Here is a 15,000-nt window from a genome sequence, read left to right as displayed (position 1 = left end):
TTTTGGCAGGCAATGAAACCGAAAATCTTCATCGACGGCGAGCACGGCACCACCGGTCTGCAGATCAGGGCGCTGCTTGCCGAGCGCGGCGACCTGGAAATCATCTCCATCCCGACTGAGCGCCGCAAGGAAACGGCAGCGCGCGCCGAGTTCCTCAATGCCGCCGATGTCGCGATCCTCTGCCTACCGGACGCGGCAGCCAAGGAAAGCGTTTCGCTGATCGCCAATGACACCACCAAGGTGATCGACGCCTCGACGGCACATCGCGTCGCCGAGGGCTGGGAATATGGTTTCGCCGAAATGGACAAGGACCAGGCGAAGAAGATCGCTTCGGCGAAGCGCGTCGCCAATCCGGGCTGCTGGCCGCAAGGACCGATCGCGACGCTGCGGCCGCTGGTTGCGGCGGGGCTGTTGCCAGCCGATTTTCCGGTCACCGTCAACGGCATTTCTGGCTATTCCGGCGGCGGCCGGCCGATGATCGAGGATTATGTCGCCAAGGGCGAGGATGCGTCGGAATTCCTGCCCTACGGGCTGACGCTGCAGCACAAGCACGTGCCGGAGCTCAGGACCTATGCCAGGCTTTCGCAGGATCCGATCATGCAGCCGGCAGTCGGCAATTTCGCGCAAGGCATGATCACGGTAGTGCCGCTGCAACTCGGCGGTCTCGACCATGTACCGACCGGCGCTGAGCTTCACGCGGCGATCGCCGACCATTTTGCTTCCATTGATCGTGGCGTGGTCGAGGTGGCGCCGTATCTGCATCAGGAACGCATGCCTGAGATCGATCCGGAGATCTACAACGGCACCAACCGGATGAAGCTCTATGTCTTTGCCAATGACGACAGGGCGCAGGCGCTGCTGCTTGCCGTCTACGACAATCTCGGCAAGGGTGCCTCGGGTGCAGCCGTGCAGAACATGGATCTGATGCTCGGCCTCTGAATGGATGCGCCGGCATTTCCGAAGCGCTGGAAGGTCGGCGCGCCCGAACTCATCGCCGAAACCTTCAGCAGCCGCATCTGGAAGGTTGCTCGCGAGGACGACTCACCGGCAATCGTCAAGGATCTAAAGCCTTTCGACGATGTCGAGGACGAGTTGCGTGGCGAGCATTTCCTCGCCTGGCGACGCGGCGAAGGCGCGGTGCGGCTGCTCGGCCGCGACGGCCACCGCATGCTGCTCGAATACGCCGGCGACAGGATGCTGTCACACCATCTTGCCGAACAAGGCGACAATGCCGCCACCGCGATCGCGGCCGAGGTAATGGCAAGACTGGTCTCGCCGTCGAAGCACCCTGCCCCGCCGGATCTCCAGCCGTTGCGGACCCGGTTCTCCAGCCTGTTCAAAAAGGCCAAGGCCGATCGCGCCGCCGGCGAAAAGAGCCTGTATGTCGAAGCAGCCGAAATCGCGGAACGGCTGCTGTCCAATCCGCATGACGTGCGGCCGCTGCATGGCGACCTGCACCACGACAACGTCATGCACGGTCCGCGCGGCTGGCTGGCGATCGACCCGAAGGGCGTTCTCGGCGACCCCGGCTTCGACGCGGCCAACATGTTCTACAACCCACTCGACCGAGACGATCTTTGCCTCGATACGCGGCGGATCGGCCATATGGCGCAAGTCTTTGCCGCAACGCTCGGCCAGTCGCCGCCCGCGATACTGGACCACGCCATCGCCTATGGCTGCCTGTCGGCTGCATGGCATCATGAAGATCGCAATGCGGTCGACGAGGACCGCGAGCTGGCGATCGCCATGGCGATCCGGACGGTGCGGCTCAGCCTCTGAGAGCAATCTCGTGGGGCAGCGGATAAGCGCCCTTGGTGCCGCGCCAGTGCGCGGCGGCAAAACCCAGCAGGAACAGCGCGAATGCCTGATGCGTCAGGGCCATGTGCAGCGGCACATGCATCAATAGGGTGCCGATGCCGATCGACGCCTGCACCACGACAATCAGGAACAGCAGCGTCGCGCGTCGGGCATGCGTCGTGCCCGGCAGACGCCGGCGTGTCGCAATCATGTGCCAGAGCGCGACCGCGAAGATCGTGTAGGCGCCGACCCGGTGGATGAACTGCACCGTCTTCGGGTTTTCGAAGAAATTGCGCCATGCCGGCTCGAGCAGCAGCAGGTCGCCGGGGACCAGTTTGCCGTCCATCAGCGGCCAGGTGTTGTAGCTCAAGCCGGCATCGAGCCCTGCGACCAGCCCGCCGAGATAGATCTGGACCAGCGCCAGCAGCACCAGAAAGCCGGCCAGACGTTGCGTCGATCGGTCGGCGGCCGGTTCGGAGTGTGGGGCCAGTCCGCGCGCGACCACCATGGTCGCCGTGAAGATCAGCGCCGCCAGCGTCAGATGCGTCGCCAGCCGGTATTGGCTGACCGAAACCCGGTCGGCCAACCCGGACGCCACCATCCACCAGCCTATCGCGCCCTGCAGGGCGCCGAGAAGGAGGATGCCCGACAATTTCGTGCCGAGGCCGCGCTCGATGCGGCGCGTCGCCCAGAAGAACAGCAACGGCAGGGCGAAGACCACGCCGACACTACGCGCCAGGATGCGGTGCACCCACTCCCACCAGAAGATCGACTTGAACGCCTCGATGCTCATGCCCTTGTTGAGTTCGGCATATTGCGGGATCTGCTGGTAGCGCAGGAACTCCTCCTGCCACTCGGCATCATTGAGTGGCGGGATGACGCCGTGAATCGGCTGCCATTCGGTGATCGACAGGCCCGAATCGGTGAGCCTCGTAGCGCCGCCGACCACCACCAGCGCAAACAGCACGAGGAGCACGACATAGAGCCAACCACGTACCAGCGCGCGGTTGCGAAGGTCGCGATCGCGGGCTGCGAAAGGCACAGCATCGGATATGGCAGCAGCCATGGCTTTGTCCCGGCAGTTGAAGTCGCGGATTGGTGAACCATCGCAACCCGGCTTGCAAGACCGGACAGCGCGGCACGCCGTCGCGCCGTTTCTGGCGGGTTGCGCGTATTGGCTGTTCGGCTTAAGCGATAGCGATCAACGAGATCGCGTTATGCCCATTCGCCTGAAAAAGCTGATCGGAAGCTTCCTGCTGGTACTGCTGGTCGTCGTCTATGCGATGGTCGCCTCGATCGTGGCAGTCGCCCAATTGTCACAGTCCGGGCCGCTGGCGCACTTCATCTTCTTCCTGCTGAGCGGGCTTTTGTGGGTGCTGCCGGCGATGGGCATCATCAAATGGCTGATCCTGGAGCCGCGGCCGAAGGGCCGAGGCAACAGTTAGATCGTCACCACCGTCTTGCCGGCATTGGCCAGCGGCGTCGTCACGCCCGACAACATTGTTCGGATGTGGGCGACGCTCTGATAGCGGCCATTGACCGAAATGCGCGGCAGGGCATGCAGGAACCCGGCATGCTCGGCGCGGAGTATGCCGTGGCGGGTCGTCACGGCCGAGGCATAGCCGGCATCGCGGACAAGGCCCACTTCGCGACGGCCGACGGCGCTGGCATAACCGTAGGGATAGGCGAAATGGCGCGGCTCCTCGCCGAGTTTGGCCTGCAATATGCGCTTGACGTCGCCGATCTCATGCCGCGCGTCGCTCTCGGAAAGCCGCTTCAGATTGCAATGATTGACGCTATGCGCTCCGATCGTCACCAGCGGGTGCGCGGCCATGGTGCGGAGCTCGTCCCAGTTCATCAGCGTGTTCGGGCGCGAACCGCCCAACTCGATGCCGTTCGAACGCGCCAGATCGCGCAATACCGCACGCTGGTCCTGCTCGCGCACCTTCAGCGTCAGATGAGCGTGCAGGCGCGCATTGGCCTGGACCTTTTTTCCTGGGTTCGAGCAATCGATCGTCACCGGGCCGTCCGGCGTCGTCAGCGTCAGGCGATCGCGCGCATTGACGATGTCCTCGACCACGTCCCACCACAAATCGGCAGCGCCATCAATCAGTCCCGGCGCGACGTAGATGGTGATCGGCGCGCCGTGCTTCTCCAGCACGGGCAGCGCCTCGGTCATGTTGTCTCGATAGGCGTCGTCGGCGGTGATCGTCGCGAACTGGCCGTCCTTGTCGCCAGCCTTGATGCGCTCGATTGCCTCGTCCAGAGTAACGAACGTGTAGCCGTTCGCCTTCATGTCGGCGATCACGATGTCGAGGAACCCAGGCGCGATGTTCAAGTGGCGGTTGACGCCGTTCGGCTTTTCCGGCGTCGCGGTGACCCGATGCAGCATCAGGATGGCGCCAAGGCCGCCGATGAACGGCTTGGCCAGCGGCGCAAGACCGGAATAGCGGGCGAGATTGAGCGCCAGTTTGCGGATTGCCTCGCCCCCGTCGATCATTCATTCACCTTTTGCGCCTAAGCTCATCAAGCATGGAATGCGCCTGCGCGGACCCCCAATCGCGACGAATACGCCCTAAGGATTGAGGTATGGTTGACGCCACCGCGTCATTTGACGGCAATCGGCTGGCAAGCAGCGAGGCGTCGCCGTGTGCCTTGCCGGCCGGCAAAGCCGGCCTGTCGACCTCGGTTGCCGATAGTGCGGCGCTGGCGGCGTACGCCGAATTCTGCCGTTCGGCGCTTTTTGCCCCGGCGCAGAGCGCAGGCTGGATCCTGAACTGGGCCGCACATACCGGCGCCGACGTTGTCGTTGCGACGCTGCGCGCCGACGACAGGCCGGTTTTCTCGCTGGCGCTGGAGGTCACCCGCAGCGGAGCATTCCGCGTTGCGCGCTTCATGGGCGGGCGGCATGCCAACGGCAATTTTGCCGCTGCCGACCTGCAATGGCTGGCGAATGCCGATATCGCGGCGATCCGTTCGATGCTGGCCGCGATTGCCAAGGCGCGGCGCGACATCGATCTTGTCGCGCTAGAGCGGCTGCTGCCTGATCTCGACGGCGTTGCCAACCCGCTCTCCGCCTTGCCGCATTTTTCGAGCCCCAATCTGTCGCTGGCCGCCGGTCTTGTCGGAGGGTTTGATGCACTGCTCACCCGCGTGAGCGGCAAGCGCAGGCGCAAGAAGCATCGCTCGCAGGCGCGCAAGTTCGAGGCCGTCGGCAGCTATCGTCGCATCGAGGCGAGGACTGCGGACGAGGTGAACAGGCTGCTCGACGCCTTTTTCGAGATGAAGGAATTCCGCTTCCGCAAGATGGGCATCGTCAATGTTTTCGGTGAAGCGGAGGTGCGCGCCTTTTTCCGCTCGCTGTTTGCCGAAGCGCTTCAAGAGGAAAACCCGTGCTTCGTGCTGCATGGGCTGGAAGTCGCCGGCAAGCTTCGTGCGGTCACCGGGTCGAGCCGCTCGGGCAAGCGGCTGATCTGCGAATTCGGGGCGATCGCCGAGGACGACCTCGCACACACCAGCCCCGGCGACTTCCTGTTCTTCGAGAACATCCAGGAAGCCTGCGAGACGGGTTTTGAAATCTATGATTTCTCAGTCGGCGACGAACCCTATAAGCGATTGTGGTGCGATGTCGAAACGCAGCATTTCGAGGTGCTGGTTCCGCTGACGCTGAAGGGCCGCGCGCTTGCGCTTGCGCTCAGGCACGGCGCAAGCCTGAAAGCATTCATCAAGCACAGCCCAATGGTCTGGAAGCTGACCAAGCTGCTGCGCCGCAAGGCTGTGGGACAGACAGCACCGGCCGCAGGCGAAGACGACAGCTGATTTCGATTTGAGAAAACTGTCTCAGGCGGCCGAGCGCCGCCCCGGCATTGGCCCCGGCGCCACATGGCCGATTGGCGTGACCAGCGTCAGGTCGGGATAGCCGCTCTCGATGAGCGCGACTGCGGCTTGCGTCACCTCGTCGTCCGGCTCCAGCATGGAGAGCAGCACCTCGGTGCCCTCGCCCACTAGGCGGCTGATGCCTTGCGCGTCCGCTGGCCCGCATTCGACAACGACCAGGTCATAGGCGGTGGTCAGCGACTGCATGATGATCGGCAGCCGGTCGGCGGCGCGCATGGCACGGACCGGATCGGCTGTGCCGACGGGAATCACGTGGCAGTCCGAATAGAGATCGGGGTGGATCACATCGCTGAACTGCGCTTGCGAGGCGAGCAGATCGGTGATGCCCGGAAACAGCCCGCTGTCCAGCATCGGCCGCGAGGCAGCACCCGAAGCGGTGAGATCAAGCAGCAGCACGCGTAGCCCGGCGTCAGAGACTGCGCGCGCCACCAGCACCGCCGAGGCAGCCGCCTCGTCGCCTTCCGGCGACACGAATATGGCGCGGGCGGCACCGGTGGCGATCAGTTTTTCCGCGGCCTTGTCGATGTCGACCTCACCGAGGGTGGAACGTGCCGGTTCAATGTCTGCAGCAGCCATCTCAGAGTACTCCGGTTCGATTTTCTCGGCAGCCGCTTCCGCCACCGCGACGGGTTCCGGCTCCAGTTTGGTTTCAGTGACACTGTTGTCGGACTCACCGAGCCGGTCGATCACGGCGACTGCCGGTTCGGGCCGGGCAACCGGCGGGCCGGGCTCGGCCACTACGCGTTCGGCCTGGACAGCCGGCATCGCAACCTGCTCGATGCGTTCGAAATGGGCACCGGCGGCCGGACGCATGGCGCGGCCGGAAAACAGTTCCTGCAGCAACGTGACGATCGCCATGAGGAGCAACGAGCCGACAAAGGCCGCACCGACAATCGGACCAATCTTGGGGAAATAGGGTTCGGTCGGCGCCCGGGCCTCCGAAAATAGGCGAGCGTCGACAGGCAGGTAGTTACGATCCTTGCGTGCGGCCGCCTGGAGATAGCTGGACGAGTAGAGATCGAGTTGCTGGCGCTTGGTCGCGGCATCGCGCTGCAGGGCATCGAGTTCCACCTGCTCTTCGCCGGCGCGGGCGGACGCCGCCTTCAGGGTGTTGACGTCGGCCACGAGTTGAGCCTCTCGTGCCTTCGCCGTCTCGGCCTGCGCCATCAGACCCTTCATGATCTTTTCCGCTTCGTTGCGGATCTGGCGGTCGAGATCGGCGAGCTGCGACTTCAGCGCACGGATGCGCGGATGATTGTCGAGCAAGGTGGTGGAAAGGTCGGCGATGTTGTTCTTGAGTTCGACTTGCCGCTCGCGCAGGCGCTGGATCAGGTCGGAAGACAACACCTCTGGAACGGCATCCAGCGAGCCGCCATTGCGCAACGCCCTGCGCACACTGTCGGCGGTCGCTTCCGCCGAAGCGCGGTTGGCGCGTACCCGTGACAGTTCGCTCGACAATTCGGACAGCTGCTGGGTGGCAAGCACCGAATTGTTGCCGCCCATCAAAAGATCGGACTGCGCACGGAATGCGGCAACCTTGGCCTCCGCCTCCTTCACCCGGTTCTGCAGGTCCGCGATTTCCGGCGCCAGAAAGTCGGTGGCGGCGGAATTCGATTCGAGCTTGGCGTTGCCCTTGGAGGCGATATAGGCGTTTGCGATGGCGTTCGGGATTGCGGCGGCAAGCTGTGGATCCTCTGACGAGAACTCGATAGCGATCGCGCGGGTTTTTTCAACGCCATAGACGTTGAGCTTGTCATGCATTGCGTCCAGCACGCGCTCTTCCAGCGGAATCTCGAAGGGATCGCTTTTCAAGCCAACGAGGACAAGGGTGCGGCTCAGCGCCGACATCTTCAGCGCCTCGTCGAATTCGGGCAATTTCGCGAGGTTGAGCTTCGCCGCCACCTGTTTGAGGATGTCAGGGGACGAAATGATCTGGACCTCGGTGGCCACAGCCTCTTCGTCGGGAATCGACCGCTCGTTGCCGTTGGCACCGGCTGGCCGCGTGAACTCCGATTCTCGAGGCCCGATCTCCAGCTTGGCTGCCGCCTTGTATTCGGGCGTTGCAAGCCAGGCGAGCGCAAAGGCCAGGCCGGTTACAGCCAGCGCGACGACAAGGATGCGCAGCCAGTTTCGCGCCAGGCTGGCGAAAAGCTGCCTGAGATCGACGTCGACATCTGCGGCCGCGGATTGAACGGACATGCATCCCTGCTCCGGTACTGAGTCAGCATGCACCGTAAACAACTATGGTAACTCAGCCGTTAATAACGCGGTAAGCACCTGTTAGGCTCTGCTAACAAGCCGCAAACAAGAGGCTGAAAACCATCTGCATTTGTCGATCGGGCCCGCATCGGCCGCGCGCCTTTACCGGCCATTAACCCTAACAGGATGATAACCGAGCTCGATCGTTAAGGTTTGCCGCAGAGTCGCCGGCTATTCAAAGGTACGTGTCCGCTCATGAAAAGCACTGCTCCCCTTTTCCGCGCGCTGCTTGCCGTATCGATGCTTTCGGGCTGCTCAAGCTACCGGCCGACGCCGGCCGCCTTCCATGAAGTGCTCGACCAGCCCTATCGCCTCGGTGCCGGCGACCGCGTCCGCGTCACCGTGTTCGAGCAGGAAGGATTGACCAACACCTACAGCGTCGACCAATCCGGCTATCTCTCGCTGCCGCTCGTCGGCAACGTGCCGGCGCGCGGCCACACCGCCCAGCAACTCGAGGGCGAGATCGCCGAGAAACTGCGCCAGGGCTATTTGCGCGATCCTGACGTTTCGGTCGAAATCGATCGCTACCGGCCGATCTTCGTCATGGGTGAAGTGGGCGCGGCGGGCCAATATTCCTACGTTCCGGGCCTGACCGTGCAGAAAGCCATCGCCATCGCCGGCGGCTTCACGCCACGCGCCAACCAGGAAAGCGTCGACATTACCCGCGACATCAACGGCAAGGTTATAACCGGACGCGTGGTGACCTCCGACCCGCTGTTGCCCGGCGACACAGTCTATGTTCGCGAACGCCTGTTTTGATGTGCTGACCAAGTGGCGGACACACTCAGGATCGTCCACTGCTTTCGCTCACCCGTCGGAGGCATCTTCCGGCATGTGCGCGACCTGACCGAGGCTCAGGTCGCCGCCGGCCATGCCGTCGGCATCGTCTGCGATTCGACGACTGGCGGCGATTTCGAGGAACGGCTGTTCGAACAGATGAAAGGCAGCCTGGCGCTCGGCATTCATCGCACACCGATGCAGCGGCATGTCGGGCCAGGCGATCTCGCTTCGGCCCGACGCACCTATAGGATCATAAAAGAATTGCGGCCGGACGTGCTGCACGGGCATGGCGCCAAAGGTGGCGCCTATGCCCGTCTGTTCGGCTCATTGTTGCGGGTATCCAGGTCTCGCGTAGCCCGCCTTTATTCGCCGCATGGCGGCTCACTGCACTATGACGAAACCACGGCGATGGGGAAGCTGTTCTTCGCGCTCGAACGCTTCATGGCTCGCTTCACCGATTGCCTGCTATTTGTTTCCGATTATGAGCGGCGGACTTATCGCAGGAAGGTCGGCGAGCCGCCCATTCCGAACGCTCTCGTACACAACGGCCTGCGCGCCGCCGAGTTCGAGCCGGTGCAGACCGAGCACAATGCCGTCGACCTCCTCTATATCGGCATGATGCGCGACCTCAAGGGCCCGGACATCTTCATCGATGCGCTGGGGCGAGCCGCAACACGGCTCGGTCGCCCATTGAAAGCGCTGATGGTCGGCGACGGCGACGACCTGCCGCGCTATCGCGCCAAGGTAGATCAGCTCGGCCTCGAGGTCAGCTTCCTGCCGCCGATGCCAGCCAGGCTCGCCTTCACGCTGGCCAAGCTGGTCGTCGTTCCCTCGCGCGCGGAAGCCATGCCTTATATCGTTCTGGAAACGCTTGCCGCCGGCAAGCCGCTAATCGCGACGTCGGTCGGGGGCATACCGGAAATCTTCGACACCGGCTCCCCTGCCCTGATCCGGCCCGACCCGCGCGAACTTGGCGACAAGATAAGCGCCGCTCTGGCCGATCTCGACGCCTACAAAGGCCTGATGCCCGGTGCCGCCGAACTCAAGGCACGGTTCGGCGCGGATGTAATGGCCGCCGAAATCGAAAAGGCCTATTTCGCCGCGCTCAAACAGTAGAGCAACTGATATCCACTCGGCTGCAAAAGGCCCCCGGTGAAAGCGTCTCCAAAGCCATCTGTTGTTTCAAGGGTTTCTTAGCTCTCTTTTGCTATTCACCTGAGGGAAACCTACGGACGCCCCATGAACGAAATCGACCCCGCGCGCCGTTTTTCGCTAGACGCGGTGCGCAAATTCGACGCCCCTGCCGAGAACAACACGGCCGGCGGCATGAACGACGTTGCCCGCCAGGTCGCCTCGCAATACCGGCGCGATACGATGTCGCCGATCATGGTCAGCGGCGTCCTGCGCATGGCGGAATTCGCGCTGCTGTTGGTGTCGGGTCTTGCCGTCTATTTCTACTATGTCGGCTTTTTCAGCTATCTTGCCTGGCAATACTCGCTGACGATCGCCGCCACCTCGTTCCTCGCGGTCGTTTTGCTCGACGTCACCGACTGCTACCAGATCGTCGCGCTGATGCGGCCGATCGCCAATTTCGGCCGCCTCCTGCTGGTCTGGGCTGGAACCTTCGCCTTGATGGCGCTCACCGCCTTCACCATGAAAATGTCGGAAGACTATTCGCGCCTGCTCTTCGGCACGTGGTTCGTTATTGGCTTCGTGCTGATCCTGGGTCTCCGGCTGGTGATGTCGAAGCTGATCCGGCGCTGGGCGCGCGACGGGCGGATGGAGCGCCGCGCCGTCATCGTCGGCGGCGGCAAGGCGGCGGAGGTGCTGATCCGCTCGGTCGAAAAGCAGCCCTACAACGACATCCGCATCTGCGGCATCTTCGACGATCGTGGTGACAAGCGTTCGCCGCCGGTTGTCGCCGGCTATCCCAAGCTCGGCACGATTTCCGAGCTCATTGAATTTGCCCGCATCGCACGCATCGACATGCTGATCGTTTCGCTGCCCCTGACCGCCGAATCGCGCGTGCTGCAACTGTTGAAGAAGCTGTGGGTGCTGCCGGTCGACATCCGGCTGTCGGCGCATTCGAATGCGCTGCAGTTCAGGCCGCGCGCCTATTCCTACATCGGCTCGGTGCCGATGCTCGATATCTTCGACAAGCCTATCAACGACTGGGATTCGGTCGCGAAACGCGCCTTTGACATCGTCTTTTCGATCATCGGCATCATCGTGTTCTCGCCGGTGATGCTGGCGACCGCGATCGCGATCAAACTCGACAGCAAGGGCCCGGTGCTGTTCCACCAGAAGCGGCACGGCTTCAACAACGAAATCATCGACGTCTATAAGTTCCGTTCGATGTACACCGACAAGGCGGACCCGACGGCGAAGCAGACCGTGACCAAGAACGATCCGCGCGTCACCCGCGTCGGCCGCTTCATCCGCAAGACCTCGATCGACGAATTGCCGCAGTTCTTCAATTCGCTGTTCGGTTCGCTGTCGCTGGTCGGGCCGCGCCCGCACGCCATTGCCGCGCAGTCGCACAACCTTCTCTACAATGAGGTGGTCGACGGCTATTTCGCCCGACACAAGGTCAAGCCCGGCGTGACCGGCTGGGCTCAGATCAATGGCTGGCGCGGCGAGATGGACACCAACGAGAAGATCCGCATGCGCACGGAATACGACCTCTATTACATCGAGAACTGGTCGCTGTTGTTCGACCTGAGAATCCTGTTCCTGACGCCGATCCGCCTGCTCAACACGGAAAATGCGTATTGAGCGCGACGGCCTACGAATTGCCGGCGGCGGCGGTCAACGCCAAGCTCATTGCGCTGATTGCGTCAGGGGCAGTTTTCCTCGGCGTCTTCCTGTCCGGTTTCGTTATTGCCGAGCCGGCGCCATACGACCTCTATATGATCGGGCTGATCGTGGTGTGGCCCTTGTTCGGCATGCGCATACAGCGCGCGGCGGTGCCACTTCTGGTGCTGCTGATGATCATGAACATCGGCGGAATGATCTCGATGACGCAGATGCCGGACCTCGCCGCCACGCCGCTCTATCTCGCCGTCTCGCTGTTCCTGACCCTCACTGCGGTTTTCTTCGCTTCCGTAACGGCCGTCCAGCCCAGTCTCTACCGCGTGATCTTCGTCGCTTATGTCGTGTCGGCAGTGCTGACTTCGCTGGTCGGCATAGCCGGCTATTTCCATGCCTTTCCAGGAGCGGAGATCTTCACCAAATACGACCGTGCCGCCGGCGCCTTCCAGGACCCGAACGTGTTCGGGCCGTTCCTGGTGCTGCCGGGCATCTACCTGCTCTATCTGCTGCTTACCGGCTCGATCGCGCGCATGCCTCTATTGGCGGTGCCGCTGCTGATCATCACCGCCGGCATCTTCTTTTCTTTTTCGCGCGGCGCCTGGGGCATGTTCGCCGTTTCGGCGATCCTGCTGACCGGGGCCTTGTTCCTGCAGAGCGCCAGCGGCAAATTCCGGCTGCGCGTCGTCGTCATGACCATCGCCGCCGTCGGACTGCTGGTCATTGCGATGATCGTCATCCTGCAACTGCCTGGCGTGGCGGAGATGTTCTCGAATCGCGCGCAACTCGAACAAAGCTACGACACCGCCCGCCTCGGCCGCTTCGCCCGCTACACGATCGGCTTTCAGATGGCGCTGGAGCATCCGTTCGGCATCGGCCCGCTCGTATTCGGCAAGATGTTCGGCGAGGACACGCACGACATCTGGCTGAAGATGCTGATGGATTACGGGTGGCTCGGCTTCGTGTCGTTCCTGACGCTGACGTGCTGGACGATCGCCGCCGGCTTCCGCATTCTGCTGCGCGACCGGCCCTGGCAGCCTTATCTACTATGCGCCTATGTCGCCTTCATCGGCAATATCGGGCTCGGCACCTTCATCGACATCGACCACTGGCGGCATGTCTACCTGCTGCTCGGCCTGATCTGGGGCGCCATCGCGCTGGAATACCGCCATCAGTGGCAGTTGCGGGCGGCGCGGCGCCCGCAACCTCCGTTGCTGTTGCTTCAGGCCGGACAGCAGCCGAATTCGGTTGACCGGACCCAGTCTATCACGATACATCGCGACCGGTCCGGAGTGTAGCGCAGCCCGGTAGCGCACTTGACTGGGGGTCAAGGGGTCGTCGGTTCGAATCCGGCCACTCCGACCATTAAATCCAAAGGCTTAGCCAGTTCCCCCAACTGGCCATACAGAATAGCCGCATTGCAGCCAGCGCAACACGATTTCGACCAAGGGCTTCGCTCGCCAGGTCAATGTGGAATAGCCCAAACCAGCATGCAAAAAGCTCGCGCCTTCCGGGAGAAGGACGCGGGCAGATCGGTGCAACCCGATCTGGCAGCAATTCTTATGAGGAGGGACTTGCTGCGTTGAGATGAACCGTCGCGCCGGCCGGGTTGTTCCATCGAGTAAATAAAAACCCGCCGCACATGAAGTACGGCGGGGCCGATCAAGCGCTGTTGCACCAGGCGGGGGACTCGGGTGGGCGGGCTTGCCAGGTGCGCGCGGATCAAGTCGACATTAGGCGCATGAGCGGTAGCGCGTCCACCAACCGGCGGTTGGAACGAACTGGTTCAACGCCGGCGGCCGGCTTGGCCTGAAACTTTTTCAGGGCGGCAGCGACGGGGTCAGGAAAGTCGAGCAAGCGCAACGTGCCCGGCCCTCGTTGCTTGCGGGAATGCCGGAAGGATCAATGGCAGCAAGCATGAAGAACCCAACCTGGATGCTGGCGGCCTGGGAACGAAACGTGGCAGCTCACCCCGCCGGTTTCCGTGAGGACGCGAGCGCATCGTCCGCTACCGCGATTGGCGGCTGAACGCAAACAAGCCCGCCGCTTTTTCGGCACGGCGGGCTTCAGGCAGAAAATCAATCGTAGATCTTAACAATTTTGCGGGTACCTGGATCAACCAGGACGGTTCGTCCCTCGACGACTACATAGCGGTACTGAACGTCCGGCACTTCGTAAAGCTCGACTGTGTCGGGCAGAGCGGTGCCAATGTTGAGCTCAACACCGGGAAGGCTCAGGGATGCTACCGGCTTCTTCTTTACATACTCCCGGATCACCGTGTCTTGCTCAGGCTGAATGATGACGTCCTGAGCAGCGGCGGTTCCGATACCTACGAAAAGAAAGATTCCTGTCGCAGCAGATAAAAGTTGCTTTCCCATATAGCAATCCTCCAGCGAGGCAACCTTCCGCTACGGTGCTTGATGCTTCCGTGCGGGGCTACTTACCTAAACGAGCCGAAAGACTTGTTGTTCCGCTGGCGGTGGGCGAACTCCGGTGCCATGGCCATGAGGCCGCCTACAAACAAGCACCTGCTCAAGGCTTAGTTTCTTCCCGGGGAGGAGCTTTTGGGTCAGGACAATCAGGATAGGGCAATTCTTCACACGGAGAGGGCCTGTCGCCAACGCTGCCATAATGTTCCACGAGTTTTGCGAAACCGTAGGCGAAGGCGAAAAGAAGCATTAGGACAACCGCTATACGGACGGCCATACCGTATTGTAGCAGGATCCTCCCATTGGAGCGCGGGCGGCGTTTCTAATACGTTCGAATGTTGAGTTCGAAAAAGGTTGGCTCTAGTTGAATTGCCGTCGTCCGCAGTTGTAAGGGCGAGCGGACGCTTCGAAGATGACACGCCCTTTCGGCCTTTTCGGGAGAGATGCAATGTCGCTTCAAGGAGCTACCTGTCCTGCCGAGCTGACCATGTTGGCCAAAGCACTTGATGCCCGATGCCGTGAACTAGGCCTCGCTGACGGCGATCCAGGCAGAGAAGTGCTCGGCCGCAGGGTGATGGATTTGTTCGAAAGTGGTCAGCTCAGCGCCGAAGATTTGAGACTGGCTCTGAGCGGCGAGATTTTTTACGCCAAAAATCCTCCGGCCGGAGGCAGTGGGTTTTGATACGGCAAGCGGCTATCCGCGCAACCATTTGAATTATTGGTCCAGCGTAGGCTTCCGTGCACGCAAGGGCGCGCGTGAACAAATGTGATTTTGCGGTCGGTGCCAGACGGGCTAATCTTCCCAACGAATATCCAATGAAAGAGGAGAATGATCATGAAGACATTCCTCGCAACAGCCGCCGCACTGACCCTGTCCATATCCGCTGCCTCTGCGGATTGCCCCGCGCATTCAAAGGTCCAGGCATCGGTCGACACGCAGACGAGGACAGCGAGCGTCGAGAAGGCCGATATGTCGACAGCCGCGGACGCTCAGACGATCAAGAAAGAAGAGCCACAGAAGACCGAATAG

General features: G+C 62.1%; 14 protein-coding genes and 1 tRNA gene. 11 read left to right on the top strand and 4 right to left on the bottom strand.

Annotated elements, in window-relative coordinates:
- The first annotated feature begins 12 nt into the window (after nt 1-12).
- Together argC and NKJ09_RS22355 are read left to right on the top strand one after the other, a co-directional pair.
- On the top strand, nt 13-939 hold the full coding sequence (gene argC, locus NKJ09_RS22360; RefSeq protein WP_352495318.1) for an N-acetyl-gamma-glutamyl-phosphate reductase: 927 nt from the start codon (nt 13-15) through the stop codon (nt 937-939).
- Nucleotides 940-1,779 (top strand): aminoglycoside phosphotransferase family protein, encoded by an 840-nt coding sequence (locus NKJ09_RS22355; RefSeq protein WP_023717310.1) that lies wholly within the window; start codon nt 940-942, stop codon nt 1,777-1,779.
- Here NKJ09_RS22355 and NKJ09_RS22350 read toward each other — a convergent pair.
- Nucleotides 1,769-2,863, bottom strand: a complete 1,095-nt coding sequence (locus tag NKJ09_RS22350) for a COX15/CtaA family protein (RefSeq protein WP_352495317.1) — start codon at nt 2,861-2,863, stop codon at nt 1,769-1,771. The two genes, NKJ09_RS22355 and NKJ09_RS22350, sit on opposite strands and share 11 nt — an antisense overlap.
- Nucleotides 2,864-3,014: 151 nt before the next feature.
- On the opposite strand from NKJ09_RS22350, the gene NKJ09_RS22345 reads away from it, so the two are divergent.
- Nucleotides 3,015-3,242: a DUF2842 domain-containing protein gene (locus tag NKJ09_RS22345; protein WP_023717309.1), complete on the top strand. Its 228-nt coding sequence runs from the start codon at nt 3,015-3,017 to the stop codon at nt 3,240-3,242.
- Here NKJ09_RS22345 and NKJ09_RS22340 read toward each other — a convergent pair.
- Complete coding sequence (locus NKJ09_RS22340) at nt 3,239-4,297, bottom strand: polysaccharide deacetylase family protein (protein ID WP_352495316.1); 1,059 nt, start codon at nt 4,295-4,297, stop codon at nt 3,239-3,241. The genes NKJ09_RS22345 and NKJ09_RS22340 overlap by 4 nt on opposite strands.
- An 89-nt stretch (nt 4,298-4,386) precedes the next feature.
- Between NKJ09_RS22340 and NKJ09_RS22335 the strand changes: the two genes are divergently transcribed.
- Entirely contained in the window at nt 4,387-5,616 is a 1,230-nt protein-coding gene (locus NKJ09_RS22335) for a GNAT family N-acetyltransferase (protein WP_352481216.1), read from the top strand.
- A gap of 21 nt (nt 5,617-5,637) precedes the next feature.
- On the opposite strand, the gene NKJ09_RS22330 is transcribed toward NKJ09_RS22335, so the two are convergent.
- On the bottom strand, nt 5,638-7,893 hold the full coding sequence (locus NKJ09_RS22330; protein WP_352495315.1) for a GumC family protein: 2,256 nt from the start codon (nt 7,891-7,893) through the stop codon (nt 5,638-5,640).
- 255 nt (nt 7,894-8,148) lie between these two features.
- Between NKJ09_RS22330 and NKJ09_RS22325 the strand changes: the two genes are divergently transcribed.
- The 5 genes from NKJ09_RS22325 to NKJ09_RS22305 all read left to right on the top strand — a co-directional run bounded on the left by NKJ09_RS22325 (nt 8,149) and on the right by NKJ09_RS22305 (nt 12,906).
- Entirely contained in the window at nt 8,149-8,712 is a 564-nt protein-coding gene (locus tag NKJ09_RS22325) for a polysaccharide biosynthesis/export family protein (protein ID WP_023717305.1), read from the top strand.
- Nucleotides 8,713-8,724: 12 nt separating this feature from the next.
- Nucleotides 8,725-9,849 (top strand): glycosyltransferase family 4 protein, encoded by a 1,125-nt coding sequence (locus NKJ09_RS22320; protein ID WP_352481218.1) that lies wholly within the window; start codon nt 8,725-8,727, stop codon nt 9,847-9,849.
- A 123-nt stretch (nt 9,850-9,972) separates the two neighbouring features.
- Entirely contained in the window at nt 9,973-11,508 is a 1,536-nt protein-coding gene (locus NKJ09_RS22315) for an undecaprenyl-phosphate glucose phosphotransferase (protein WP_352481219.1), read from the top strand.
- Complete coding sequence (locus NKJ09_RS22310; protein WP_352481220.1) at nt 11,505-12,839, top strand: O-antigen ligase family protein; 1,335 nt, start codon at nt 11,505-11,507, stop codon at nt 12,837-12,839. The genes NKJ09_RS22315 and NKJ09_RS22310 overlap by 4 nt, the downstream gene beginning before the upstream one ends.
- Nucleotides 12,830-12,906: transfer RNA gene (locus NKJ09_RS22305), tRNA-Pro, on the top strand. Before NKJ09_RS22310 ends, NKJ09_RS22305 begins: the two co-directional genes overlap by 10 nt.
- Nucleotides 12,907-13,619: 713 nt before the next feature.
- Here the strand turns inward: NKJ09_RS22305 and NKJ09_RS22300 are convergent.
- Entirely contained in the window at nt 13,620-13,919 is a 300-nt protein-coding gene (locus NKJ09_RS22300) for a DUF1236 domain-containing protein (protein ID WP_023717301.1), read from the bottom strand.
- 499 nt (nt 13,920-14,418) lie between these two features.
- On the opposite strand from NKJ09_RS22300, the gene NKJ09_RS22295 reads away from it, so the two are divergent.
- Together NKJ09_RS22295 and NKJ09_RS22290 are read left to right on the top strand one after the other, a co-directional pair.
- Nucleotides 14,419-14,652, top strand: a complete 234-nt coding sequence (locus NKJ09_RS22295; RefSeq protein ID WP_031193496.1) for a hypothetical protein — start codon at nt 14,419-14,421, stop codon at nt 14,650-14,652.
- 153 nt (nt 14,653-14,805) lie between these two features.
- Nucleotides 14,806-15,000: a hypothetical protein gene (locus tag NKJ09_RS22290; protein ID WP_023717300.1), complete on the top strand. Its 195-nt coding sequence runs from the start codon at nt 14,806-14,808 to the stop codon at nt 14,998-15,000.

It is taken from the genome of Mesorhizobium sp. M0189 (genome assembly GCF_040322135.1).
GTDB lineage: Bacteria > Pseudomonadota > Alphaproteobacteria > Rhizobiales > Rhizobiaceae > Mesorhizobium.
The sequence above is the reverse complement of the archived record's forward strand: the minus strand, read 5'-3'. Positions and strand labels throughout refer to the sequence as shown.